The sequence below is a fragment of the Propionibacterium freudenreichii subsp. freudenreichii genome (genome assembly GCF_000940845.1).
GTDB lineage: Bacteria > Actinomycetota > Actinomycetes > Propionibacteriales > Propionibacteriaceae > Propionibacterium > Propionibacterium freudenreichii.
Window position 1 is genome coordinate 100,844 of the sequence record NZ_CP010341.1, and the last position, 25,283, is coordinate 126,126.

General features: G+C 66.4%; 18 protein-coding genes. 12 read left to right on the forward strand and 6 right to left on the reverse strand.

Going from position 1 to position 25,283, the window contains the following annotated elements:
• Positions 1 to 124: 124 nt before the first annotated feature.
• Positions 125 to 541, reverse strand: coding sequence for a hypothetical protein (locus RM25_RS00415; RefSeq protein ID WP_013160219.1), 417 nt, complete (start codon positions 539 to 541; stop codon positions 125 to 127).
• Between the two features lie 53 nt (positions 542 to 594).
• Positions 595 to 1,755 (reverse strand): glycoside hydrolase domain-containing protein, encoded by a 1,161-nt coding sequence (locus RM25_RS00420; protein ID WP_158487017.1) that lies wholly within the window; start codon positions 1,753 to 1,755, stop codon positions 595 to 597.
• On the opposite strand from RM25_RS00420, the gene tnpC reads away from it, so the two are divergent.
• Entirely contained in the window at positions 1,669 to 3,048 is a 1,380-nt protein-coding gene (gene tnpC / locus RM25_RS00425) for an IS66 family transposase (RefSeq protein WP_097784151.1), read from the forward strand. The two genes, RM25_RS00420 and tnpC, sit on opposite strands and share 87 nt — an antisense overlap.
• Here the strand turns inward: tnpC and RM25_RS00430 are convergent.
• On the reverse strand, positions 2,991 to 4,334 hold the full coding sequence (locus RM25_RS00430; RefSeq protein ID WP_158487019.1) for a glycoside hydrolase domain-containing protein: 1,344 nt from the start codon (positions 4,332 to 4,334) through the stop codon (positions 2,991 to 2,993). The genes tnpC and RM25_RS00430 overlap by 58 nt on opposite strands.
• A 540-nt stretch (positions 4,335 to 4,874) precedes the next feature.
• On the opposite strand from RM25_RS00430, the gene RM25_RS11645 reads away from it, so the two are divergent.
• The 6 genes from RM25_RS11645 to RM25_RS00460 all read left to right on the forward strand — a co-directional run bounded on the left by RM25_RS11645 (position 4,875) and on the right by RM25_RS00460 (position 11,650).
• Complete coding sequence (locus RM25_RS11645) at positions 4,875 to 6,140, forward strand: ISL3 family transposase (RefSeq protein ID WP_257009064.1); 1,266 nt, start codon at positions 4,875 to 4,877, stop codon at positions 6,138 to 6,140.
• Positions 6,141 to 6,294: 154 nt separating this feature from the next.
• Complete coding sequence (locus RM25_RS00440) at positions 6,295 to 6,804, forward strand: hypothetical protein (RefSeq protein ID WP_048734242.1); 510 nt, start codon at positions 6,295 to 6,297, stop codon at positions 6,802 to 6,804.
• Between the two features lie 445 nt (positions 6,805 to 7,249).
• Complete coding sequence (locus RM25_RS00445; protein ID WP_026138135.1) at positions 7,250 to 8,575, forward strand: ISL3-like element ISPfr2 family transposase; 1,326 nt, start codon at positions 7,250 to 7,252, stop codon at positions 8,573 to 8,575.
• 227 nt (positions 8,576 to 8,802) lie between these two features.
• A complete protein-coding gene (locus RM25_RS00450; RefSeq protein ID WP_138427876.1) occupies positions 8,803 to 9,816 on the forward strand; it encodes an efflux RND transporter periplasmic adaptor subunit in 1,014 nt (337 codons plus the stop codon).
• Complete coding sequence (locus tag RM25_RS00455; protein WP_196482710.1) at positions 9,813 to 10,505, forward strand: ABC transporter ATP-binding protein; 693 nt, start codon at positions 9,813 to 9,815, stop codon at positions 10,503 to 10,505. Before RM25_RS00450 ends, RM25_RS00455 begins: the two co-directional genes overlap by 4 nt.
• On the forward strand, positions 10,502 to 11,650 hold the full coding sequence (locus RM25_RS00460; protein ID WP_036940993.1) for an ABC transporter permease: 1,149 nt from the start codon (positions 10,502 to 10,504) through the stop codon (positions 11,648 to 11,650). Before RM25_RS00455 ends, RM25_RS00460 begins: the two co-directional genes overlap by 4 nt.
• A gap of 157 nt (positions 11,651 to 11,807) precedes the next feature.
• Here the strand turns inward: RM25_RS00460 and RM25_RS00465 are convergent, their stop codons facing one another.
• A complete protein-coding gene (locus RM25_RS00465) occupies positions 11,808 to 15,062 on the reverse strand; it encodes a DEAD/DEAH box helicase (protein WP_052809046.1) in 3,255 nt (1,084 codons plus the stop codon).
• An 809-nt stretch (positions 15,063 to 15,871) separates the two neighbouring features.
• Here RM25_RS00465 and RM25_RS00470 point away from each other — a divergent pair.
• The 5 genes from RM25_RS00470 to RM25_RS00490 all read left to right on the forward strand — a co-directional run bounded on the left by RM25_RS00470 (position 15,872) and on the right by RM25_RS00490 (position 22,483).
• The gene (locus RM25_RS00470; RefSeq protein ID WP_044635816.1) at positions 15,872 to 16,906 is read left to right on the forward strand and encodes an IS30 family transposase; all 1,035 of its coding nucleotides are present in this window, start codon (positions 15,872 to 15,874) and stop codon (positions 16,904 to 16,906) included.
• A complete protein-coding gene (locus RM25_RS11650; protein ID WP_052809047.1) occupies positions 16,887 to 18,623 on the forward strand; it encodes an S-layer homology domain-containing protein in 1,737 nt (578 codons plus the stop codon). Before RM25_RS00470 ends, RM25_RS11650 begins: the two co-directional genes overlap by 20 nt.
• A gap of 102 nt (positions 18,624 to 18,725) precedes the next feature.
• Complete coding sequence (locus RM25_RS00480) at positions 18,726 to 19,445, forward strand: hypothetical protein (RefSeq protein ID WP_036940996.1); 720 nt, start codon at positions 18,726 to 18,728, stop codon at positions 19,443 to 19,445.
• Between the two features lie 231 nt (positions 19,446 to 19,676).
• Positions 19,677 to 20,480 (forward strand): deoxyribonuclease IV, encoded by an 804-nt coding sequence (locus RM25_RS00485; protein ID WP_036940999.1) that lies wholly within the window; start codon positions 19,677 to 19,679, stop codon positions 20,478 to 20,480.
• The gene (locus RM25_RS00490; RefSeq protein WP_044635855.1) at positions 20,477 to 22,483 is read left to right on the forward strand and encodes an AMP-dependent synthetase/ligase; all 2,007 of its coding nucleotides are present in this window, start codon (positions 20,477 to 20,479) and stop codon (positions 22,481 to 22,483) included. Before RM25_RS00485 ends, RM25_RS00490 begins: the two co-directional genes overlap by 4 nt.
• Before the next feature lie 39 nt (positions 22,484 to 22,522).
• On the opposite strand, the gene RM25_RS00495 is transcribed toward RM25_RS00490, so the two are convergent.
• Positions 22,523 to 23,896, reverse strand: coding sequence for a sugar porter family MFS transporter (locus RM25_RS00495; RefSeq protein WP_196488126.1), 1,374 nt, complete (start codon positions 23,894 to 23,896; stop codon positions 22,523 to 22,525).
• Positions 23,897 to 24,295: 399 nt separating this feature from the next.
• Positions 24,296 to 25,093 carry a TIM barrel protein gene (locus RM25_RS00500; RefSeq protein WP_044635856.1) on the reverse strand — a complete coding sequence of 266 codons (798 nt, stop codon included), beginning with the start codon at positions 25,091 to 25,093 and terminating at the stop codon, positions 24,296 to 24,298.
• Positions 25,094 to 25,283: the final 190 nt, after the last annotated feature.

Here is a 25,283-nt window from a genome sequence, read left to right on the forward strand (position 1 = left end):
TCACGATTCGTGAAGCCTGAATCGCGGGAACACGCGGATTCATGCCCGCTATAGAAGGGTGTGGGGGCTCCTGCCGAAGCGATCTTCGGCATCGGCCGACTCGTAGGGAACCTGGGCCGGTTGTCTACCACCAGTGTGTTGCTCTGTACCAGATCTCGTTCATGGTCAGCGGGGCCACTACCGCAGCGACGGCCGGTGCGAGGATCACGGCGGCGGCGACCGCGACGCAGACACGTGGTGGCCAGCCCGCCCGGCGGCGCAGGGCCAGGTTGCCGATCACTGCCGGAAGCACGGCCAACATCAGCACCACGATTGCGCTGACGACGTAGAAAACCATGAAGGCCAAGCTGTCCTCGCCGGCACCGACAATGTGCTCCGCTGGACCGATGACGTTGGCCTTGACCTGCATGAGGACGAGTCCGATCATCACAAGCGGCCAGTAGGACAATGCCGCGCTGAGCAGATCACACAAGAGGATCGCGACGCCGAACATGACGCGTCGGAAAACAGTCGGCTGCGAACTCACAGCTTGGTCGTTCACCGGCACAACGTTAGTCTCGCCTTGAGGCGACGAGCGGGACATCGGTCATTGATTCATCCCCTGAGTGCCGCGTTGTACTGTTCGAACACGTTGTAGACGCCGCGAACCTCCTGGCCATAATCAGCGGCAGCACTACCGGTTCCATTGTATCGGGCGAGGATCGATGTGATCTGCGCGGAGGTGTAGTCAAGACGTGGAGATCCAGTGATCCCGACATCGGCGGCACCCGCCATCAGTACTTGTGGAACGGCGGAAAGATTGTAGTCGTCGTCTCCGTGCAGGTCCTGCCACACCGCCCACACGGTGTGCCAATCGGACGCATCCCACGTCGACCCAGAAATCAATCCTTGGCCCAGAGCCCAGTTGTGGGCCCAGATCGCGGTGGCGGAGAAGATCTGAGCGAAACCCGTGCTGCTGTCTTGGCTCATAACTACTGGTGGGGTAGGTGCTACTCCAATGGGGTTCGCCTCCCAGGCTTCTAGCGCTTCGAGATACACATAGGTGCTTTCGACAACGGCATCTGCCGCAGGGTCGAGCGCGGTGGTCTTCCAGTACTCCCAGAAAGACACAGCCTGGATGAGAGCTTTCCTGATCCCCCACGCTCTAGACAGGTTTGTGATCAGTGTGTCGTGCTGAAGGACATCTCCCACAACGTCCGTTGGACTGCCGTGGATGAGCCCTATGGTGTTGGAAGTGACGGTGTCGCAATAGGCGTCCATGTCGCTGGCGAGGCTGGCCTCTTGCGACATGTCGAAGGCAACGTCCAGAACCTCTCCGGACGGAAGGGCATTGACGGATGCTTGTCCCGTGTCCCGTCCGGAATAGATGTCGTTATCGATCTCGATTGCACCAGTGCCACTTCCAACAGTGATCGTAGAGATCTGGTCAAATGCCCAGTTTGAGGGGAGGGTAAACCCTAGGTTCCCGCTGTACCCGTAGGACATTCCCGCCACGAAACTGTACTGTATGAGATCGGCGTCGGTGAGCTGTCGACAAACATTACGGGTGCCGTAGGCACCGACATGATAGAGGTTTCGTAACTGTTCAGCTGGTGGGTTCGGGGGTCTGGCGGGGTGTGCGGCGTGTCGCGTCGCTGGTCCGGGGGCTGGAGGTGGAGTATTCGGGGCATGCCGCGGTCGCGTAAACCCACCTATGACGAGCTGGTCGGGCTGGTGGCCGCCCAGGCGGCCCAGATCGCTGAGTTGGAACGCCAACTCGGGTCGACCTCGCGCAACTCGTCGAAGCCACCCTCGGCAGACGGGTTGGCCAAGCCGGCCCCGAAATCCTTGCGGCGCCCCTCAGAACGGCACCCGGGCGGCCAGCCCGGCCATCCGGGTGCGGCCCTGCGCCAGGTCGATCATCCCGATCACATCGTGACCCACGCCCCGGACCGGTGCCCGGCCTGCGGCGGGGTCCTGGACGAGTGCTGCGACGTGGGTGTGGTGGCCCGGCAGGTGGTCGACCTGCCCCAGGTGCGCGCGGTGGTGACCGAGCACCAGATCCTCACCCGCCGGTGCGCCTGCGGGCACCTGACGGCGGGGACGGCTCCGGCCGGGGTGGCCGCGCCGGTCTCCTACGGGCCGGCGGCCCGTGCGGCGATGGTCTACCTGGCCGCCGGCCAGTACATACCGATCAGGCGGGTCGCGGTGACCATGGCCGACCTGCTGGGGATGCCCGTGTCGACCGGGGCGGTGGCCGCCGCCGTCGAACAGGCGGGCGGTGAGCCCCTGGACGCCTTCACCGGCCAGGTGGCGGGCCGGATCGCCGCATCCCCTGTCGTCCACGCCGATGAGACCGGGCTGCGGGTCGCTGGGAAGCTGCACTGGGTCCACTCGGCCTCCACCGGTCAGTACTCGCATATCAGTGTGCACCGGCGGCGGGGCCGGGCGGGGATGGATGCCGCCGGCATCCTGCCCGGCTGCACCGGTGTGCTGGTCCATGACGCGTGGGCCCCCTACGACACCTACGAGCACGTGGACCACCAACTGTGCTGCGCCCACCTGATCCGCGAACTGGTCGCGGTGGCCGACCACCACGACGCCCACGACCCGCCCGGGGCGTTCTGCTGGGCCCGCCAGGTCCTCGACGCCCTCCTGCCGCTGATCCGCGATCCCCACGCCGCCGCAGGACAGGCCGACCCCGGACTGCTGGAGGCCGGGCGGCGTCTCATCGTCGACGCAGCACGACTGGGTGCGGATTCGGGAGTGCCCGGGAAGGTCGGGGCGAAGCACCGCGCCCTGGCCCGGCGGATCAGTGCCCGGATCGACGACTACCTGCGCTTCGCCACCACACCGGGCCTGGCACCCGACAACAACGCCGCTGAACGCGAGATCCGCATGGTCAAGGTGCATCAGAAGGTCTCGGGATGCCACCGCACTCTGACCGGCGCCGAGGGCTTCCTCCGGCTGCGCTCCTACCTGTCCACCGCCACCAAGCAGGCCTGCAACACCTACCAGGTCCTCGTCGACCTGTTCAACGGACAGGCCTGGACCCCAGCCACCACCTGAACAGTTACGAGGTTTCCAAACCTCTGCATCGCGCGATTAACGCCTTGGAAGTAAGGGATGATCGAACCGGGGATGTCATCACCGAGCACGTCGACGTCAACCGCAAAGTATATCGTTGTTCCGCGCTTGAACCCGTAGCCGGTCGCCGCCTGAACAGCGTCCCCAGCATCGGAGTATCCTTGTGCATCCGAGAAATAGGAGAGGCTGTCCCCGAGAGTCTGAAAGATCGGGAAAACTCGCAATCCGGCACCTAGGATGACGCTGAGTTCGCCGGTTTGGATCTTCTTGTTCAGGGTCGAGCCCTCGACATTCGTCAGGTACCGGCCGACGACGACGCGCCCATCGGCGACCAACGCGCTTGCACGGGCTGCGGTCACCTCGCTCGCGCAGTCCGCAGCTCTTCCATTGCGCGTGGGGTCTCCGTTGCTGACGAGCAAAGACGACCACGTTTCATAATCGCCTTGGCCGTTGACGGTCAAGAGACAGAACGCTTGGAAGGACAAGACGATTGAAGAATCCGCCGAAGTGAATGTTCCCGTGAACGAGGCGTCATAGGTGTTGAACCTCAAAGCGGCCTGGAAGAGTCTCACCCAGTAATGGCCGGCGGCGTCGCTGGAACCAACCGTGATATTCGGCTGGGCGGCGACGGCGGCACGTGTTCCTGGGCCGTAGTTGCCGTTAGCGCCAGCTACGCCTAGTTCATCCTGAATCGCGTAGACAAGAGCTTCCTGCACATCCCGCGAATAGCTCCCATCAGCGGGAATGATGTAGAACCACGACTTATCGATATAGGTGGCGTTCATCCACCGTTGGACTTCACGGACAGGGCCGGTGCCCGTGCCGATCAGGATATACGCGTCCATCGTCAAGAGCGCCTTGAACACCTTGGGGCTGACTGTGCCCGTTGTAGGAACTCCGATATCTGATTGCAGGCTAGTTACGGCAGCCGTTGTGGTCGTCGTCCAGGTACCGTCGAGGTTTCCATTGTCGCCGTTGTATCCCTTGCAATAGAGCCCGCCGACCACAATATTGTATATGTTCGCGATGTTCGCGTTCGATGTGCTTGGCCCGATATTTCCTATCGCCGTAAGGGCGGAGAGCGTGCCGGTCCCAAAGTTGTCCGATAGAGCCGTTAAGCCAACCTCGTGCTGTAGCGCGCGTGTTAGTGCGTACATTGTCGTCCAGCCCGTCTGACCATCGACGGTAACCGGGCTCCAACCCGACACACCCGTATAAGTATCATTCAGCCATTGTTGAACTTTCCTAACCCAAGGATCATCAGCCATGATCTCACTTCTCCCTTTTTCTGCCCTCGTCTTGCGGCGATGCATGACTTGCTGCTAACGGGCACTGCGTGGAGTCCGCGCGGTGTTCCCTTCCAGTGTGCTCCTCCGATCATCGGATCGCTAGGCCGGGACTTCCAATAGGTCACTGTTCGCTGCATGATCAGCGCATGCTGACCGTGGCTTCGCGGACCGCCGTGAGGAGCCGGCTGGGCCGGACACTGGTTGATTCGACCCGGAGGGCAGGTAGACCCGGTAAGAGATCGCCGGGCCACGCCTAGCAAAGGCGCTGTCGATGCTGCTGGACGTCATGCTGGCTCTTCGTCATTCAGCGTGGTTTGGTGAGGCTGGCCTGAGTGGTTTGAAGCGCTGAGAGGGTGTGTCGGTGCTGGTGAGAGGGGTCGGGGCCTTCTTGAATGGGAAGCGTTCAGACTCACCCGTTCGAAGAAGACCCCGACCGTGTTCCACACTACCTGCACTCATCCCGGCTACTGCACGCTCGCTGATGCCATCGCTGACCTCCCCGGCTTCCACGTCACGCGTGTGGACCGCTCACCTGCGGGCCTGCGTCTGAACGTCGAGACCGACCCTGGCATCGTGTTCTGTCCCGCCTGTGGGGTCCAGGCTGTGGCGGATGGTCGCCAACAACGTCTCCTCCACGACATCGGTGTCTTCGGTGTCCCTGTCCTCCTCGTGTGGTCCAGGCGCACCTGGCGGTGCAGGCAACACTCCTGCCCCCAGGTCTCGTGGGGGGAAGAGACGCAGTTGGCTCCACCCCGCAAGCACTTCACGACCCGAGCCATCACCTGGGCTGTGAACCAGCTTCTCACCCGAGACGTTGTCATCTCCGCCCTGGCCCGGGACCTCCAGGTGGGGTGGCGCACCTTGTGGAAGGCAATCGAGGGACCCCTCCAGGAGCGCCTCAAGGAGATCAGCGACCAGGCCAGCGTGGAAGCCCTGGGCCTCGACGAGCACGTGTGGCGTCATTGCGGGCCCCACAAGAATCGGATGATCACCGGGGTGGTGGACCACACGAGGCCGAAGAGAGGCAAGGACGGGAAGACGAAGCCGTTCGCGAGGCTCCTGGATGTCCAGGTCGGGCGCTCGGGAGCGGTCGCTGAGGACTGGTTGGCCTCCCAAGGCAAGGAGTTCGCGAGCAAGATCCTCATCGCTGCCATCGACCCCTACAGGGGCTATGCCAACGCGATCTCAGCGACCCTGAAAGAGGCGGACATGGTCGTCGACATCTTCCACGTGACAAAGCTGGCCAGTCAGGCCCTGGACGAGGTGCGTCGCCGAGTCCAGCAGGACACCCTGGGGCGCAGGGGACACGCCAAAGACCCCTTGTATCGGGCTCGGAGACTCCTCCTCACCGGGGCCAGCCACCTCACGGAGAAGATGGCGACCAAGCTGGATGCCCTCCTCCAAGAAGGCGACCCGAACTGGGAGGTGACCATCACCTGGACCGTCTACCAGAAGCTGATCGATGCCTACCAGCAGCCCGACTCCCACGACATGGTCACCCTCATCGATGCTCTCAAGGACTGCCCGATTCCTGAGGTCGCCAGGCTGGGGCGCACCTTGAAGTCCTGGAAGAGGGAGATCCTGGCCTATTGGCACACCGACCGCTCGAATGCGGGTCCCACCGAGGCCATCAACAACGTCATCGAGACCACCCGACGCATCGCCCGCGGATTCCGCAACTTCGAGAACTACCGCCTCCGGATCCTCGCCTCAGCCTCCGGACAACGCCCCTACCGCCAACCCCCCAAGCCGGTCAGGAAAGGACAACCAAACCACGCTGAATGACGAAGAGCCGTCATGCTCGCGGTCGACGAGGGCAGGGCGTGTACCGCTCTGTGTCCTTGCCCGGTGTTGGCTGCGCGGGGGCGTGCGTGCGATGACCGCCCCAACACTGAGCAAAGAGCGGAGTACCGTCCTACATCCGCGGGTACGGTTCATCGTGTTCTACACGATCAGCTGCGTCATGCAGTCCGCCGTACGGACGATCGAGATGATCTTCTTCGTGTTGGCGGTCTGTGTCACCGTTGTGGAGATCTTCGCCCTGACCGGCGTGCGCGAGGCAGAGCACAGCCTGGTCGGGCTGGCAATCACGATCCTCAGCCTGATCATGATGCCGGGCCTGGCCTGGTTCGAGTTCCGCACCGGCCGCGCTCGGTTCCCGCAGCGTCCAGGCCGAGGCGACACAGCTGCTGTGTATCTGTCTGTCCGACACGGTCCTGATCGGCCTGCTTTCAAACAGCCTGCTCGGACGGGCGCCCTCGTCGACGCTGAACGCGAGTGTTGTGCTTTCGCCCGTTGGGGTATCGACGACAGCCATCGCCTGCTGCAGCTCACCGTCACCACGCCCTCGGGACAGCTACAAGCACTCAATATCCCATTGCGCTCGCACACCCCGGCCGCGGCAGCCGGATTGAGCTGCGAGCCTTTCACGAATCCCAAGACCCACTGAGCAATCATCGAACAGAGGAGTCAGCCACAGAATGACGACCGCCATCCCCAACCAGGCACTTCCTCGCGAGTGTGACGCGTACCTGATGGTCATGGACAGATCGTGGGATACATGCACCGCCGACGCTACCGAACCGCATGAGACCCGGGTCCGTGGAGCACTTTGCTGCCGTAGCGACGCAGCGTCGGCCGGGACAGACGCAAGGAGAGGCCGGTGAGGCGCGGGCGCAAGCGTCGCGGGAGCACCGATCCGGTCCCGGCGGTGTTGCCGCAGATCATCGCGGAGGTCGTCTCCGATGAGCACGTTGTGCTGTCGGTGGGCGGGCAGCGTTTGTCGGGTCTTCTCAGATGAGGGTGTAGGTCGGCCGGGCGCGTCGGTCCGCAGATAGACGTCGAGGTCTCCCGACGATGGAGGTTCCTACGCCATCCATCCGAAAGACCTCGACGTGTCCGACGCTACCCCGCCGGCCGGCTTCGGCCGCCCTGACCTGACCGCCTTCGCTCGACTCGACGGCCTCGGTCTGAGCGTGACCGGACAACGACTTGAACCGGATCGTGCGGTCCTCGCGTGCCGCGTGGTGGAACCAGATCAGTGGTGCCGACGGTGCGGCAGCGAAGGCGCTGCTCGTGACACCGTGATCCGGCGGTTGGCCCACGAGCCGCTGGGCTGGCGACCGACCGTGCTGGAAGTTGTAGTGCGCCGCTACCGCTGTGCCGACTGCGGACACGTGTGGCGCCAAGACACCAGCGCCGCGGCGGAGCCACGCGCGAAGCTCTCGCGCACCGGGCTGCGGTGGGCGCTGGAAGGGATCGTGGTCGCACACCTCACCGTCGCCCGTGTCGCCGAGGGACTCGGGGTCGCGTGGGACACCGCCAACAACGCGGTCCTGGCTGAAGGCAAGCGGCTGCTGATCAACGACCCCACGCGGTTTGAGGGCGTGAAGGTCATTGGCGTCGATGAGCACGTCTGGCGCCACACCAGGCGTGGCGACAAGTACGTCACCGTGATCATCGACCTCACCCCGGTCCGCGATGGCGCCGGCCCAGCAAGGCTGCTGGACATGGTCGAGGGCCGGTCGAAGGCGGCGTTCAAGACCTGGCTCGCCGACCGCGACGACGCCTTCCGTGACGCGGTCGAGGTGGTCGCGATGGACGGCTTCACCGGGTTCAAGACCGCCGCTGCAGAGGAGATCCCGGACGCGGTCACGGTGATGGATCCCTTCCACGTCGTGCGCCTGGCCGGTGACGCCCTCGACAGGTGCCGGCGCCGGGTCCAACTCGCGATCCACGGGCACCGTGGGTTCAGGGACGACCCGCTCTACAAGTCGCGGCGCACGCTGCACACCGGCGCGGACCTGCTCACCGACAAGCAGAGCGACAGGCTACGCGCGCTGTTCGTTGATGACGCTCACGTCGAGGTCGAGGCGACCTGGGGTGTCTACCAGCGCATGATCGCCGCCTATCGCCACGAGGACCGGCAACGTGGCCGCGAGCTCATGGAGAAGCTGATCACCGACCTCAGCGCCGGCGTCCCCAAGGTGCTCACCGAGCTCACCACCCTGGGCCGGACCCTGAAGAAGCGAGCCGCTGACGTGCTCGCCTACTTCGAACGACCCGGCACCAGCAACGGGCCGACCGAGGCGCTCAACGGACGGCTCGAACACCTGCGCGGCTCCGCACTCGGGTTCCGCAACCTGACCAACTACATCGCCCGAAGCCTGCTCGAGACCGGCGGCTTCAGACCCCAACTCCTACACCCCCGATTGGGATGAGCCACGAAAGACCAAGCCGCAGTGATGTAAACCACCAGACTCTGGTGATCCACAGAGGGGTGCGCGGGGCGAGGAATGAATGCCATTTGTCGGTAAGTCACACATGTCGTGATTTCTCGGCGCGGTAGTGGCGACAGATCCGCCGCATCTCGTGAAGTATCTCTAAACCAGCCCTCGGCAATCCAAGTATTCAGTGGTGATCCAGGGCGCAACGAAGGGTGAGTCGAATGGCGGTTCCGGGGGCGCGGCGCGGGCGGCGTCGTGTGGTGGGGATTGTGTTGTTGGTGGTGGCATTGGTTGCTGCTGGGGCTGGTGTGGTGTGGCTGGTCGTTGACGGCACCGGCCACAAGGACGCCTCGGCGGTGCGGGCCTCCGCGCCGGCGGGTGGGCCGGCGATGGTGTCGGTGCGGCGTCAGGACATTGCCCCGGTGCTCACGAGCACGAGCCAGTCGAGTGCGCAGCCGCATTACCTGGTGACGGCCCCGGCTGCGGGCCATATTGAGTACACGCGGGGGCTGACCACTGCGGTGCAGGCCGCCCAGCCGGCACCGGCGGCGCAACCCGTTGCCAGTGCAGCCCCGGCCACCGCAGTCCCGGAGGATGGGGCGCAGCCAGCGCCGGCCGCGCCCGCGACCACGGCCCCGGTGGCCGCGGCGCCGGTGGTGCCGAAGACGGCGGCGGACGTGAAGGCCGGCGAGGTGCTGTTCTGGGTTGACGACCTGGCGGTGGTGGCGCCGGCCGACTGCCTGCTGCAGAACTGGGTGTCCGGCGAGGTCGACGTGCCGGGCGATATTCCGGTGGCCGAGTGCACCTACCCGGGGTTCGGCCTGGTTACCCAGATCAAGCCGGTTGACTCCTACCGCATCCTGTCGGGCATCGTCGGGGCCAAGGGCGTGTTCGACGACGGCCCGGGCCCCTTCGACTGCCCGATGCTGCCGGCGACCGGCGGTGGTGACGGTGGCACCCCGATGGTGTGCCTGGTGCCCACCACGGTGCGTGCCCTGGCCGGGGTGCCCGGGCGGGTCGCGATCCGCAGTCAGCTGGTGGCCGGCGCCCTGGTGGTGCCGCGCAGCGCGGTGCGGGGCCTGGTGGACACCGGAGTGGTGGGCCTGCAACAGGGCAACCAGATCGTGCAGCGCACCGTGAAGCTCGGCGTCACCGACGGGGCCGTGGTGCAGGTGATCGACGGCCTGTCGCTCGACCAGCAGGTCACCCGCGACGCTCCCGAGGTCGGGTCGTGACCAGCCGCGTGGGCCCCGCCCTGGCGCTGGCCGGGGTGCACAAGGGCGTCGACCTGCCCGACGGGCAGCGCTTGGAGATCCTGCGCGGCGTCGACCTGGAGATTCCCGCCGCCAGCTCCACCGCCATCGTCGGACGCTCCGGCAGCGGCAAGTCAACCCTGCTGAGCCTCATGGGACTGCTGGCGGCCCCCGACGCGGGCACCATCCAGATCGACGGCGTGGCCGCCGCCGGGCTGAGCGGCAAGCAGTCCGCCCGGCTGCGCAACGGCCACATCGGCTTCATCTTCCAGAACTATTCGCTGGTGCCCACCTGGAATGTCTTCCAGAACTGCGCCCTGCCGCTGCTGTACAGCTCTGGGGTGAGCGGACGCCAACAACGCGAACGCGTTCGCTCGGCGCTCGCCGAAATGGGCTTGGCCGACCGTGCCGACGCCCTACCGGGGCACCTGTCGGGCGGTGAGCAGCAGCGCGTGGCCATCGCCCGCGCACTGGTCACCGAGCCGACGGTGGTGCTGGCCGACGAACCCACCGGCGCCCTCGACCAGACCACCGCCGAGGCCGTGCTCGACGTGCTGTTCGCCACCGCACAGCGCACCGGCACCGCGCTGGTCGTGGTCACCCACGACGACCAGGTGGCTGCCCGGGCACAGACCCGGCGCGAACTCGATGGGGGGCGATTCGTCGCATGAGAAGCTTCGGTCGCGAGCTGTGGTGGGACCTGCTGGGCAACAAGACCAACTTCTGGCTGTCCTGCCTGGCCCTGTTCGTGGCACTGTTCTCGTTCATCGCCGTGGTGTCCACCGGCACGCTCGCCCACGACTCACTGCTGGCCAAGACCCTGATGGTCGACGGCGTGCCCACCAGCTACCGGGCCGAGATCGCCCCGGCCGCGCTGCGCGCCAACTCGCTCACCGGCCAACTCGCCGACGACGTATCGGCATGGAACCGCGCCGGCCTGGAATCGGCCGTGGCCATGGACTTCAGCCAACAACTCGCCGGCCAACCCATCACGGTGCGCGCCATCGCCGGCAACTACCAGGCGATCAAGCGCGTGAAGCTCACCGACGGCCGCTGGAACCAGGCGCGTCCCTATCCCGGCGAAGTCGTGGCCAACCAGCCCCTCGCCGCCCGGCAGGGGAGCAACACCCAATTGTCGCTCGGCACCACCTCGGGGGCCGTCGAACCCTTCGTCGTCACCGGATCGCTGGCCGACGGCGACGCCAGGCCCGTCGCCTACACCGACCTGACCTCCTATTTCGCCACCACGGGCTGGTATCCCACCCCGGCGACGGTCGAACTGCTGTTCCACACCGACAAGACCCCCGACCAGATCGCCGCCGCCATCGCCCCGTCCCTGACCGCACTCGGGCTGGCAACCAACGACAAGCCGATGCGCATCGACCGGGTCGACTCCATGGCCGACCAGGTGACCATGTTCACCGCCGCATTCACCGCCGTGACGCTCATCGGCCTGGTCGTGGCCGCCCTCGGCATGATGAACGTCGGACTGGCCAGTGTGCGCGAACGCTCCCGCGACTTCACGATCCGCCGCGCACTCGGCGCCACCCAGGGCCGCATCATCGCCCAGGTGCTCGCCGAGACCCTCGCCACCGGAATCGTCGCCACCCTGGCCGCGATCGGCACCACCTGGGCACTGCTCAACGTGCTCCTGCCCCGCCTGCTACCGCCCTCATGGGGGCTGTCCGTCCCCGCCTACCCATGGCCCATCACCCTGCTCGCCGCTGCAGCCGGACTCACCATCTCAGCCGCCAGCGGCCTCATCCCGGCACTACGCGTCCGCAAGCTCGAACTCGCCGCCATCCTGCGCGCCTAGCACCCGCACCATGCCTCCCGCACCATGCCGGACGCGCAAATGCCCGCCCACCCCGAGGGGTGGGCGGGCATTTGCCTGCGTCGTCGTGCATGCGGCCTCGTGCGGGCGATTCCGCATAGGGGAATCGGCGCGTGGCCTCCGGCGCATGGCCTCCGCGTCAGGCCAGCAGTGCGCGGATGTCGTCCACGCTGATCGCGCCCGATGCCAGCGCCTGGTCGCCGACCACCTGGTCGAAGAGATCGCGCTTGCGCTGCTGCAGCGCCACCACCTTCTCCTCGATCGTGTTGGTCGACACCATGCGGTAGACCATCACCTGCTTGTCCTGGCCGATGCGGTGCGTACGGTCGATCGCCTGGTTCTCGGCCGCCGGGTTCCACCACGGGTCCAGCACGTACACATAGTCGGCCTCGGTCAGCGTCAGGCCGAAACCGCCGGCCTTGAGGCTGATCAGGAAGGCCGTGGCATTGCCGTCCTTGAAGCGCTGCACGCGCTCATCGCGGTGCCGGGTGCGTCCGTCGAGGTACTCCCACTCGATGCCCTCGGTGGTCAGCCGGTCGCGCACCAGGTGCAGGAAGCTGGTGAACTGGCTGAACACCAGGGCCCGGTGGTTCTCGCCGGCCAGTGCGCGCAGGTGCTCCACCAGGGTGTCGATCTTGGCCGAGCCGATGTTGAGCATCTTCTCGTCCACCAGGCCGGGCGCCAGGCTCAGCTGGCGCAGGCGGGTGAGCGCGGCAAGGATCTCGATGCGGTGGTGGCGGGCGTCGCCCAACAGTCCCAGCGTGTTCATCCGCTCGGCCTGCAGCTGGCGATCGTAGATGCGGCGGTGCTCGCGGCCCAGCGTCACCGGCAGGATGAACTCCTGCTTCGGCGGCAACTCGGCGGCCACCTCATGCTTGGTGCGGCGCAGCATGAGCGGACGGATCCGTCGCTTCAGCTCGTCGACGCGTCCCGGCCCGGTGCCGGTCTCCACCGGCTTCACATAGCGCTCGGTGAACGCCTTCGGATCGGGGAAGACGCCCGGCGCGGTGATCGACAGCAGCGACCACAGGTCCATCAGCGAGTTCTCCAGCGGCGTGCCGGTGATGGCCAGGCGCAGGTGGGCGCGCAGTTCGCGGATCACTGCGTAGGTCTTGGCCTCGCGGTTCTTGATGAACTGGGCCTCGTCGAGCACCAGCATGCTCCAGTCGAGTGCCTGGAACTGCTTGGCGTCCAGACGGGTCAACGTGTATGAGGTGACCACCAGGTCGGCGTCCTTGATGGCCTCGGCCAGCGGCACACCCGACTTGCGGGAGGTCTCGTCGATCATCACCACGTTGAGGCCCGGCACGAACTTCTTCGCCTCGCCCGTCCAGGCGCCCATCACCGACGTGGGGGCGATCACCAGGGAGGGATTGCGGGGACGCGAGTCCTCGTGCAGGCGCTCCACCAGGCACAGGGTCTGCAGTGTCTTGCCCAGGCCCATGTCGTCGGCGAGGATGCCGCCGAGCCCGGCGTCCCACAGCGCGGAGAGCCAGCCATAGCCCTCCACCTGGTAGGGCCGCAGCTCGGCATGCACGCCGGCGGGCACCGGCGGGGTGGGGGCGGTGCCGACGTCGAGCAACGCTTGCACGCGACGACGCCAGCGCGCCGATTCGATCGTGGCGATTCCCGACGTGGCCAGTTCCTCCCACAGCCCCAGTTGCCAGCGGCTGATGCCCACGGTGCCGGCGCCGGGTTCCACCATCGTGGACGCCTCCTGCACCAGCGCGCGCAGGGGATCGAGCTCGCGGCGGTCGAGTGCCAGCCACGAGCCGGAGTCGAGGATCAGGTAGTCCTGGCCGGCCACCAGCGCGGCCAGCAGTTCGCGGGCCGGCACCGGTTCGTCGCCGATGCGCACATCGATGTCAAGGTCGAACCAGTCGGTGGCGGGGCGTTCCTGGGATTCCTCGGCCGCCGAACTCACGTCATCGGACGCGTCGGCGTCGGCGTCCTCCTCGTGGCCCTCGGCGTCGCGGTCGGTGACGGTCAGCCGCACGTCGGCGGTGCCGGTGAGCTCCTCGAAGCTGGGGCGCTTGCCCACGATGTCGACGCGCACGCGCTCGTCGGCCTGCAGCGTGTCCAGGTAGTTGCTGACGAAGTCGAGCATGTCGCGTCCGGTCAGCACGCTGTGTCCGGGGCCCCCGGCCATGTCGCGCAGTTCGGAGTACAGGGCCATCGTGTCGCGGTCCAGGCGCACCCGCTTGGCCTCGTCGGGCGTCAGCTCGGCGACCTGGCCGTCGGACGACAGGTAGATGCCGATGTCCAGGGTGAGTTCGCCGGCGGTGCTGAAATCGGCGCGCACCCAACATCCGGCGGTCGGCTGCTGGTCGGGCTCGACGCTGCCGTCGGTGCTCACCAGGTCCATCCGGTCGCGCAGGAAGGGCGCGTAGAGGCCCAGGAAGCGCGGCAGGTCCTCGGCCGGGAGCTTCAGCGCCGTGCTGTCCTCCAGCAGGGGACGCAGGCTCGCGTCCACATTGTCGGCCAGCGGGGTGAGGCGCAGTGCACCGCGCGGTTCGGTGCGCAGCAGGCCGTGCGGCGGGTTGCCCAGCAGCAGCCATCCGCTGCGGAAGGGCTCCACCGTGTCGCCCTCACGCAGGATGGTGCGCAGTTCGAAATCCGAGGGGTCCTTCGTGTCCGTGGTGTCATCGGCGTTCTTGCCCGAGGGCTTGGACGTGCCTGCAGGCCGCGACGCGCTCGCGGAATGGGGCGCGGCCACGATGTCGAGGCCCAGGGTGGCCGGGTGGTCGTCCACGGTCACCGGCGCCCACGCATTGTCGCCGAGCTTGTGCAGGAAGGTGACGCCGGTGTTGGCGGCTCGACGCAGCACGCGCCACAGCTCGGGGGGCATCCGCTCCAACAGGATGTCGCCGGCGCGGCGTCCGCCCTGGGTGGCCAGGCGTTCGAGTCCGCGCAGCGCGTTGAGCTGGTCGGCGCGCGCGGCCAGCGTGATGCCGGGGTGGTTGATGTCGTGCCAGCTCATGTGGGCGCGCTGCCACTCGCCGTCGGGTCCGGCACGCAGGGCGCTGATGCGCCACCGGGAGTCGGCACCGAAGCCTGCGACGCCCTCCACCTGCTCGAACTGCAGGGCCAGCTCGCGCTCGCCGTCGGAGTCGAAGCGGGGCAGCGCGGGGGACAGCGCCGTCTCCCAGGCCGCCTTCTCGTGGCCGTGCTGCACGGGGGCCTGCGTGGCGACCACCTCGGTGGCGTCCGCCTTGGCCGTGAGCATCAGGGCCGTTGCGTGCACACAGGGGTTGGGGTTCCCGCAGTCGCAGCGATCAGACCAGGTGGCGATGCGCACCGGGTAGCCGATCAGCTGGATCTCGGGGTGGAACTCGTGGGTCTGGCCGCTGCTGGAATCGGCCACGTCGGCCTTGATGCGCCCGCCGTCTGCCACGAGATTCGTGACGACACGAGCGCCTTCGCTGAGCGCGGAAGCCTGATCGATCAGATCCTGCCCATAGTGGGCCCGCAGTATTCCCTCCGAGAGTCCACGTAGCCACTGCCTAGTGATGTCCGGGGTTCGACTGCGCGCATTCATCCTTTCCACTCTACGTGTTGTTGCCGATCGACGCCTGTCGACGACTTCCGGTGGGCATCGCCCAGCAGGTCCCACGGGCCCCGGTTCACGCTCAGGAGACCCTCTTATAGGGCGGCCACCCGGTGCTGCGTGGTGCGGCTCCCGGGTGGCCCTGTGTGCTCCCACAGGAAGCCGGTGGGTCGGCCCGCCGAACGCTGCGCCGATGACAGCACGGGGCCGTTCCTGCGGGGCTGTGGGGCCGCCGACCCCGTCACAGGCTATGAAAACCCTGTGGACTGCATGTCAGGACACTCTCAAGCTTGACTTGTGCCATGGCGGCATAGCCGGTTGACAGCGCGGACCCAAACGTTGTTAGACCTCAATTGCCTCCACTGCGTGGGGGTGCTTCCCGCAAGGGTGTCGAGCTAGCGAGACGCGAGTGATCGTTCTCCGGAGTACTCACGGACGTGTCGCGGACATCCAGGTTTGAAGCTTTCGGTCTCAAGAAACGAGGATTCTTGCGAGTTCTGTTTGGAAGCGTGCAGCTGTCGCTGCACTCGCCGCAACCGTCGGTAGCGTGGGCCTTGTTGGCACCGCCGCTGCCGCCCCCGCCGACGCCACCGGTGGTGTCATAGCGTCGAAGCAACACTCCCGGTCGGCGGGGGTCTGATCGGTGGAGTGTGCGGATGGCGCGGGTGGGGTTGTCGTTCAGTGACAGGTCGGAGATCTCGACGGCCTCGAAAGCGGGCTGGTCGGTGCGGAGGATCGCCCGTCACCTGGGGCGTTGCCCGTCGGTGATCTTGCGGGAGCTTCACCGGAACTCGACGAAGACCCGCGGCTACCAGGCCGTGACCGCAGACGTCAGAGCGCAGCGTCGGCGGGCTCGCCCGCAGCAGCGGAAGGTCGCGGGGGATCCGGTGCTGCAGGCGAGGGTGGAGGCGGATCTGGCCGCGTCGTGGACGCCGAACGAGATAGCGGGCCGGTTGCGTCTGGAGGCGACAGACCCGACCGTTGAACGCATGGCGAACTCTGCTGACGCACGCGGCCGAACCGTCTCCGGTGAGGCTATCTACCAGTACATCTACGCAATCCCGAAGGGTGAGCTCGCCCGCAAGGGCATCTTCCTGCAGTCCAAGCGGACCAAGCGCCGACCACGTACGACCGGGCGGACGCGCGGTGGCCCAATCGTAGGTATGGTCCCGATCGCGGAGCGAGGTGAGGACGCCGCCCAGCGTCGGGTGCCGGGGCACTGGGAGGGTGACCTGATCATCGGGAAGAACGGCACCTCGTGCGCGGCGACGCTGGTGGAGCGGATGAGCGGGTTCACCGGGCTGCTGGCCCTGTCCTCGAAACACGCCGAGCCAACCGCTGACGCGGTCATCGAGTTTTTCAACGACTTGCCCGAGATGATGAAGGCATCGTTGGCGTGGGACCAGGGCAGCGAGATGGCCCAGCACGCGAAGGTCTCCCTGGCCACGGCGATGCCGGTCTACTTCGCCGATCCCCACTCGCCCTGGCAGAGGCCCAGCAACGAGAACACGAACCGGCTCTACCGGGAGTATCTGCCCAAGGGCACGGTGATCCCCGATCACCAGCCCTACCTCACCACCATCGCCGAGGAGATCAACAATCGACCCCGCCGCCGACTGGGCTATCTCACGCCCACCGAGGCATTCGCTCGACTGCTCGCCGGCGAGCCCCATGTTGCTTCGACGCCTTGACATCGCCACCAGCCCGACGCCCACTTCGGCGTTCGCCAAGGGCTCTTCCTACCTGCCCGGTTTCGACACCAGCTCGGATCAGGCCAAGTCGGAATGGTTCTTCGGCCGCGCTCGTAGCCAGGCTGCCTCCATCAATGGCAGCCTTCTCTCGGCTTCCGGTGGCGTGAACCTGTACGGCGACTACGCCTACTCCGATTCCCGTGGCTTCAAGTACGACAACACGTACAAGAGCGAGTCCACGGAAAACTGGGGCATTCTCAACGACAACCAGCTTGAGGGTCAGGACAACCGTTCCTACTCCGCCAACGTCGTCATCCATGGCGCCGTTGCCAACAACTGGCTGATCAACTTCGCTTGGTCGCCCGAGGCCTTCGCCACGCACACGCTGGCAACCGTCTCTGACAATGGTGGCAAGGCTTACGGTGGCAACACCGCCGTCAACACCGGCTTCTTCAACCTGAAGCTCGGCACCATCCAGCAGGAGAGCAACTGGCCCGCCGTCATCAACGGCACCAGCAACACGCTCGCCTCGTCGCAGATCAGCGACTCCACCGGTTGGGCCATCAAGAGCATTCTTGGTTGGGACGGTCAGATTCTTGACTGGACCGGCATGAAGTTCCTGCCCGTGCTCGATCTGGGCGTGTTCTCCAGCGCTGACAACGTGACCCTGGCCGATCAGGCCAACGGCACCAAGTCGGTCACCGCGAGCTCGACCCTCAACCAGGGTCAGTTCAGCCTGCTGGGCGACCTGCTGAAGCTCAAGTGGGGCGAGGGCGAGCGCACCGCGACCGCCACTGGTGTTGCTGGTACCGCGACGGCGACCACCGCACCGCTGAGCGACATCACCGTGTCGACGATCTTCGGCCTGGGCGCCACCATCAAGCCCGGCGCCACCTGGGATCTCTCGAAGCTGGGCCTCATTGGCCAGGCCGCGAGCGTCCTTGCTGATCTGTCCCTCGGCCTGCCCGGTCAGAACAAGACCGTGGTTGCCGACGACGGCACGCACGCTGAAGCCCACCAGACCGGCCTCGGTATCACCGCTGGCCTGAAGATCGCTGCCAACACCGGTCAGCTGCTCTCCTTCTCCGCGACCCTCGGTTCGCAGGACGTTGAGGCGCAGGCTCCCGAAGGCGGCATCGTTCTTCCTGGCGCTGAGTGCAACACTCAGTACTTCAGCGATGTCACCCCGGACATGCAGTTCTTCAATGACATCTGCTGGCTGAAGGAAAAGGGCATCACCACCGGTTGGCCTGACGGCACCTACCGTCCCGTCACCCCGATCAACCGTGACGCCATGATCGCCTTCATCTACCGCCTCGCTGGTAGCCCGGCCTACACGCCCACCAAGCAGACCTTCTCCGATGTTGACCCGAGCAACATGTACTACAAGGAGATCGAGTGGGCAGCTGCTAACGGCATCACCACCGGTTGGCCTGACGGAACCTTCCGTCCTGTCACCCCGGTTGCTCGTGACGCCATGGCCGCCTTCCTCTACCGTCAGGCCGGTAGCCCCGACGTGACGCTGCCGAAGGACCCGAGCTTCACCGATGTTCCTGCAGACAACATGTTCTACAAGGAGATCGAGTGGATGCAGGCCAAGGGCATCGCTGCTGGCTGGGATGACGGCACCTACCGTCCGCTCAATGACACCAACCGCGACGCGATGGCTGCATTCATCCACCGCGCTGTGAACCAGGGCATCATCACCCTCAAGTGATTGATTTAGCACCCTAAGTATGTAGAAGGGGGTGTCCCCCACCTCAAGGTGGGGGACACCCCCTTCTCATGTAATCTGTAGCGGGACAGGAAAAGTTGGTTTATGAGCTCGGAAGACAGCACCCAGGCAGGCCCCCAACGCGGCGAAACGCCCGATGGCGGCAACAGGAAAAAGGCACTGATCATCGGCGCGATCGTTGTCGCGGTGGTCGTGATTGCTGCGGTCGTGTTCTTCGCCGTGCGCGGCAGTGGTAACAGTGGTTCGTCCAAGTCGGCCTCTGCAGCTGCATCGACGTCCGTGGCCCAGGCCTCAGGCGACATGGGTTCGGCCTCCGCCAGTGGTAGTTACTCCGGCGTGATGCGCTCGATGATCGATGAGGAGAAGTCGGCCGGTGTGCCCAGCCTGAAGCAGGAGCACGTTGACATCCCGCCTGCCGAGAATGGTGGCACCGGTTACTGCGGTCGCATCCAGGACTTCAAGAAGTTCACCGATGCGAACAGCCAGGCCGGCACCGTGCAAACAGCCCAGGAGCTGAATGCACGCTGGACCGAGATGGCCAATGCGGCCCAGAAGATCTCTGACGAGGCTCCCGACCAGGGTGCCAAGGACGCATGGAAGAAGTACGCCGACGCCACCAACGCGGTGAACAACGCCATTGGTCCGGTCAGCAATCCTGATGACGTGGCCAAGAAGCTCAATGACCAGGGCTTCGCCACCGCCTTCAACAACTTCAACAACTCCTGGAACGACCTGGTGAAGAACTACAAGGACGCGATCGCTGGATCGTGCTCCGTCACCCTCGTCGGCCAGGCAACTGCATAAGCACCTGTTGAGCCCAGCTCAATCCTGAGGTTCGGCCCGCCATCCTTCGTGGATGGCGGGCCGAACCCGTTCGCTGGCCATCGGCTCCCGATGCGAGGACGCGCCCGCGTCGGCACCCGGGTCGGCAGGTGGGTTGCGGCACTGCGGACTTCGCAGGCATCCGGGGCAGGCCATGGATACCCGGGCCTGACATTTCCGGGCGAGCGAGTACGCACCCACTAGGCTCGACGCATGGCGCTATTGATCGGATCGCACGTAGAGCAGGAAGACCCCATCGCGGGGGCAAGGGTGCATGGCGCCGAGATTGCGCAGATCTCCCTGGGCGATCCACGAAGTTGGAAGGGCCCGGTGGTGGAGTTCCCCGGCGGGGCACCGGCGCTGCGCGAGGCCGCGCAGCAGGCGAACCTGCCGCTGGTGGTGCACGCCCCCTTCGTGATCAACGTGGCCAGCACCAACAACCGCATCCGCATTCCGAGCCGCAAGCTGCTGCAGAAGCACGTCGATGCAGCCGCCGAGATCGGAGCCCTCGGGGTGGTGATCCACGGCGGGCATGTGGTCAAGGATGCCGATCCGGCCGATGGCTTCGCGCACTGGCACAAGGCGGTGGACGGCCTGGACGCCAAGGTGCCGATCTTCATTGAGAACACCGCCGGGGGACAGCACGCGATGGCGTGCACGCTCGAGGCGATCGAAAGGCTGTGGGATTCCATCTCCACCGCCGCGGCCTTTGCGCAGGTCGGCTTCTGCCTGGACACCTGCCACGCCCACGCCGCCGGCCTGGAACTGCACGGACTGGTCGACCGCATCAAGGCGATCACCGGCCGCATCGACCTGGTGCACGCCAACGACTCGCGTGATGCCTTCGGCTCGGGTGCCGATCGTCACGCCAACCTGGGCAAGGGCAAGGCTGATGCCGCCGGCATCGTCGAGGTGGTGGCCACCTCCGGTGCCCCCGCCGTCGTGGAGACGCCTGGTGGCGCCGAGGACCAAGCAGCCGACATCGTGTGGCTGCGGGACAGGATTGCACAACTATGACCGATCTTCGCGAACTGCCGTCACAGCCATTGGCGGTCGAGCCGGCGCACGTCGGCCTGATGGTGAAGGCGAGTGTGCAGGCCTTCGGTGACCGTCCCGCCACGCGCGTGCTGGTGGGCAAGCGATGGGTGGTGGCCAGCTACCGCGAGCTCGACGCCCGCGCCATGCAGATCGCCGCGGCGCTCATGTACTCCGGTGTCGAGAAGGGCGACCGGGTGGGTTTCTACTCGCGCAATCGCCCCGAATGGACCCAGGTTGACCTGGCGTGCCAGTTCATCGGCGCCGTCTCGGTGCCCATCTACGCCACCGACACCGTCGATGAGGTGGTGTACATCGCCAATGACTGCGGCATGGTGGTGGCGTTTGCCGGACGCGCCGACGAGGCCGAGCGGATGGGCCAGGCGTCCGAACGCATCCCGAGCCTGCGCCGGGTGATCAGCTTCGACAGCTGCCCGCGCACCGATGTCACCTGGCTCGAATACTTTGCGCCGAGCGATCGCCCGGTGCCCGAGCAGGTGGTCTCGCGCATCAACGCCCGACTCAACAAGGCCAGCGGCGACGACCTCTTCTCGATCATCTACACCTCCGGCACCACGGGCGCCCCGAAGGGCGTCAAGCTGGCGCACCGGGCCATCATGTCGGAGCTGGGTGCCCTGCACCGCAGCTTCCCGATCAGCACCCGCGACCATTCACTGTGCTTCCTGCCGCTGTCGCATGCCCTGGAGCGCGGCTGGACCTGCTACCTGTGGGCGCACGGCTGCATGAACACCTATGTGGTGGACACCCGCAACGTCGGCGAGATGATGCGCCGGGCGCGTCCGACACTGATGGTTGCGGTGCCCAAGCTGTTCGAGACCGTGCTCGCCGAGGTGCACAAGGCGTCGGCGGTCACGCCACGACGCAAGCGCATCCTGCAGTGGGCGGTCAGCGTGGGCCAGCACCTGCAGTTCGACTACCGGCAGGGCCGCAAGCCCCTGCTGTTCTGGCGCGCCCAGCTACCGCTGGCCGATCGCCTGGTGCTGCGCAAGATCCGGGAGGCCATGGGCGGCCAGAAGACGATGCTGGTCAGCGGCGGGGCACCCCTGCGTCGCGAGACCGAACTGTTCTTCGGGGCGGCCGGGCTGCAGATCCTCAACGGTTATGGCATGACCGAGGCGGCGCCGCTCATCTCGTACAACACGCACAGTGCGTACCGGGTGGGCAGCGTGGGACGCGTGATGCCCGGCGGGCGCATCAAGCTCGGCGACAAGCACGAGATCCTCTACCAGGGCCCCAATGTGATGGACGGCTACTGGGACAACGAAGAGGCAACCCGCGAGGCCTTCCTCACCGATGACGAGGGCACCTGGCTGCGCACCGGCGACGTGGGACGCATCGACCGTCGCGGCTTCCTGTTCGTCACCGACCGGCTGAAGGACATCATCGTCACCGAGGGCGGCAAGAACATCTCGCCCCAGCCGATCGAAGAGCTGTTGCAGTCCGATCCGATGTTCGAACACGTGGTGGTGCTGGGCGACAACCGACCCTTCCTCACGCTGCTGGTGCAGCCGTCGATGGCCAACCTGCAGAAGCTGGCCGAGGCATTGCACATCGACTACGGGCATGTCAGTGAGCTGTTCAACAACCAGAACATCCTCGATGAGATCAAGAAGAGCGCGGAGGCGTTGACCAAGAACCTGCCGAAGTACCAGCAGTTCCGTGACCTGCGGATGAGCAGTGAGGGGTTCAGCATCGCCAACGGCCTGCTGACGCCGACGCTCAAGGTGAAGCGCCGTGAGGTGGAGCTTCGCTTCCGCGGGCTGATCGACGAGATGTACACCAAGATCGGCCTGCACCATGATCCCAAGTCCGCCTCCGGCAGGGACCCCAAATCTGCCTCCGGCAGGGATTCTCGGTCTGCCTCCGGCAGGGATTCAGGGACGGCCTCGGGCGGGGACCGCGGGCGCACCCACGGGCAGGCCCCCCGGTCCACCCGCGGCGGGGATTCGCCCACCGCGCGCTGAGCGCTGGCGGCCGCCGCGGGCGTCCCGATGCGCCCCCACTCAGGGTGATTCGGGCAACGCCCGGCCGTGCATGGCGAAGTCCTCCTCCAGCTGCTCCAGGGAGCGTCCCTTGGTCTCGGGGATGAACTTCAGGTAGAAGAAGATCGTCGCGAAGTTGATGGCGGCGAAGATGAAGAACAGGTTCCCGCCCAGCGCGGCCTCCAGCGGCGGGAAGAGCGAGGCGACCAGGAAGTTGGCCATCCAGTTGGCGATCACCGCCAGGCCCATCGCCATGCCGCGGATGCGCAGCGGGAAGATCTCGGCCAGCATCAGCCAGAAGATCACCGCCACGAAGCCCTGCATGAAGAACAGGAACAGCATCATGAAGGCCAACACCAGGTAGGCGCGGGTGGGCCCCGGTGCGATCACGGTGAACATGGCGCCTATCAGCGCCAGCGCACAGGTGACGCCGATCTGTCCGATCAGCAGCATCGGGCGTCGTCGGAACCGCGGCAGCAGCACGATCGACCCGAAGGCCACCGAGCAGACTGCCACCACGCCGTTGCCGATGGTGGCCACCAGCGCGGCGTTGGTGCCCAGGCCGGTGTCGATGAGGATCATCGGGGCGTAGTACATCACCGAGTTCACGCCGGTCATCTGCGACAGGAAGGCCAACGCGATGCCGATCAGCGTGATGCGCCGCATCCAGGGCACGCGCAGGTCGTCGAAGAAGCTTGTGGACGCCTCCCTGCGCGTCCACTGCACGTGCTTCTCCAGGGCATTGAGCTCCTCGCTCACGTCGTCGTCATGGCGCAGCTGCCACAACACCTTCTCGGCGTCGTCGCGACGTCCCTTCGACACCAGCCAACGCGGCGATTCGGTGAGGTGGAAGGTGCCGAAGAACAGGGCCAGCGCCGGCAGGGTGCACAGCACCAGCATGAAGCGCCACGCGTGCGGATGGCCGGGGAAGACGTTGGCGATTACCGCATTGGTCGTATAGGCGAGCAGCTGGCCGGTGACGATCGTCAGCTCGTTGCGCGCCACCAGGGTGCCGCGGATGTGGGTGGGCGCCAGCTCGCCGATGAACACCGGCACCGTGGCGGACGCGCCGCCCACGGCCAGTCCCAGGATGAAGCGGAAGATCACCATCACGGCGGCCGTCGGCGCCAGCGACGTGCCCAGCGCGCCGATGATGAACAGCGCGGCGAGCACCAGCAGGGTCTTCTTGCGGCCATTGCGGTCGGCAAGTCCGCCCGACAGGATGCCGCCGAACGCCGCTCCCAGCACCAGCGATGAGGTGACCCAGCCGACCATGTTCGGGCTCAGTGCCAGGCCGCCGTCGGCGGTGGGCAGCTTGAGGAAGGGGATGGCCCCCGAGATCACGCCGGTGTCGAAGCCGAAGGCCAGTGCGCCCATCGTGGCCACCAGCACCACGCCGTTGATGTTCTTCTTCTTGAGCCCGGCATGGCCCGGTTGGCCCGCGGCCTGACCCGGGGCGGACGAGGGAGCTGCGTCGGCCGGCGGCCTTCCGGACGAGGGGGCCGGGGAGGTGCCGGCGGACGCGTCGGTGGAGCTGACGGGGTTGGGCGTCCCGGTGTTGGGGTCTCGGGGTTGGGTGCCTCGGTCTTGGCGGGTGCGGCGGTGTTGGCAGGTACTTCGGTGGGAATGGGATCGAGCTCAGTGCTCATGGTGCAACTCCTGGCAGGTCATCGTTGACGGAAAGGGAGCCGTGATGGTGGTCTTCGGGGCGGCATCCGCCGGGCGGTGATGCCGTGGCGGGCCCCGGCGGTCGGGGATGTTTGCGCGGGTGTTTAGTGGGTGCTCAGTGGGTGCTCAGCCGGCGGGTGTGAAGGCGTCGATGAACGCGTCCAGTGCCCGGTCGGGATCACCGGAGGCCCAGGCCTCCATGGCGACCACGCCGGTGTAGCCCATCTGTTGCAGGGCGACCGCGATCCTTGGGTAGTTGATCTCCCCGGTCCCCGGTTCGCAGCGTCCGGGCACGTCGGCCACCTGGATCTCGCCGATCCAGGGCAGGCACTGCCGGCAGGTCTCGATGAGTTGCCCGTCACCGATCTGGGCGTGGTAGAGGTCGAGGTTCATCCTCAGGGCCGGCGAATCGATGGCCGACACCAGCGCGCGGGTGTCGTCGGGATGGCTGAAGGGGGTGCCGGGATGGTCGACGGGCAGGTTGAGGTTCTCCATGGTGAACACCACCGAGGCGTCGGCGCCCAGTCGGGCGAGTTCCTGCAGGGTCAGGGTGGCCCGGGCCCACATGGCGCCGGTGACGTGCTCGACGGGTGTGACGGGCAGGCCCTGGTCGCCCAGGCCGGTGCCGTGGAAGTTCAGGCGGCCCACTCCCAGGGTGTGGGCGACCTCGATGGACGCCCTGGCCGATTCGAGGAAGTCATGGCGTCCGGTGTCGGTCACCAGGTCACCGGTGAGGTAGCCGGTCATGGACCCGATGTCGGCGCCGGTGGCCGCCAGCGCGGTCAGGTCCTTGTCGGGGGCGTTCCAGTTCCACATCTCCACTTGCAGGCCGCGCGCGGCGATGCGCTCGACCCGCTCGACGAACGGCAGGTCGAGATAGACCATCTCAGCACACGCCGCCAACGTGAACGGGCTCGCGGTCATGAGCGGGCCCCCTGTCCGTGGCGGTGCGCTGGAGGTGCGGACGGCGTCGTCCGCGGGGGCTGCGTCGGGGTCTGGAATGTCATGGATGGTGCCCACTTCCTTGTCGGGCTGCAGGCAGGGGGCCCGTCGTTGGGTTCCCCGGCCTGCCGGCGGTGCCCTGCGGGGATCGCGGTCGGGATGGCGACCGGGT

Excerpts from the sequence above, each read along its gene's own strand:
- RM25_RS00485 (WP_036940999.1), top strand. The coding sequence starts at position 19,677 with ATGGCGCTATTGATCGGATCGCACGTAGAGCAGGAAGACCCCATCGCG.
- RM25_RS00480 (WP_036940996.1), top strand. The coding sequence starts at position 18,726 with ATGAGCTCGGAAGACAGCACCCAGGCAGGCCCCCAACGCGGCGAAACG.
- tnpC (WP_097784151.1), top strand. The coding sequence starts at position 1,669 with ATGCCGCGGTCGCGTAAACCCACCTATGACGAGCTGGTCGGGCTGGTG.
- RM25_RS11650 (WP_052809047.1), top strand. The coding sequence starts at position 16,887 with ATGTTGCTTCGACGCCTTGACATCGCCACCAGCCCGACGCCCACTTCG.
- RM25_RS00450 (WP_138427876.1), top strand. The coding sequence starts at position 8,803 with ATGGCGGTTCCGGGGGCGCGGCGCGGGCGGCGTCGTGTGGTGGGGATT.
- RM25_RS00490 (WP_044635855.1), top strand. The coding sequence starts at position 20,477 with ATGACCGATCTTCGCGAACTGCCGTCACAGCCATTGGCGGTCGAGCCG.
- RM25_RS00500 (WP_044635856.1), bottom strand. The coding sequence starts at position 25,093 with ATGACCGCGAGCCCGTTCACGTTGGCGGCGTGTGCTGAGATGGTCTAT.
- RM25_RS00430 (WP_158487019.1), bottom strand. The coding sequence starts at position 4,334 with ATGGCTGATGATCCTTGGGTTAGGAAAGTTCAACAATGGCTGAATGAT.
- RM25_RS00470 (WP_044635816.1), top strand. The coding sequence starts at position 15,872 with ATGGCGCGGGTGGGGTTGTCGTTCAGTGACAGGTCGGAGATCTCGACG.
- RM25_RS00460 (WP_036940993.1), top strand. The coding sequence starts at position 10,502 with ATGAGAAGCTTCGGTCGCGAGCTGTGGTGGGACCTGCTGGGCAACAAG.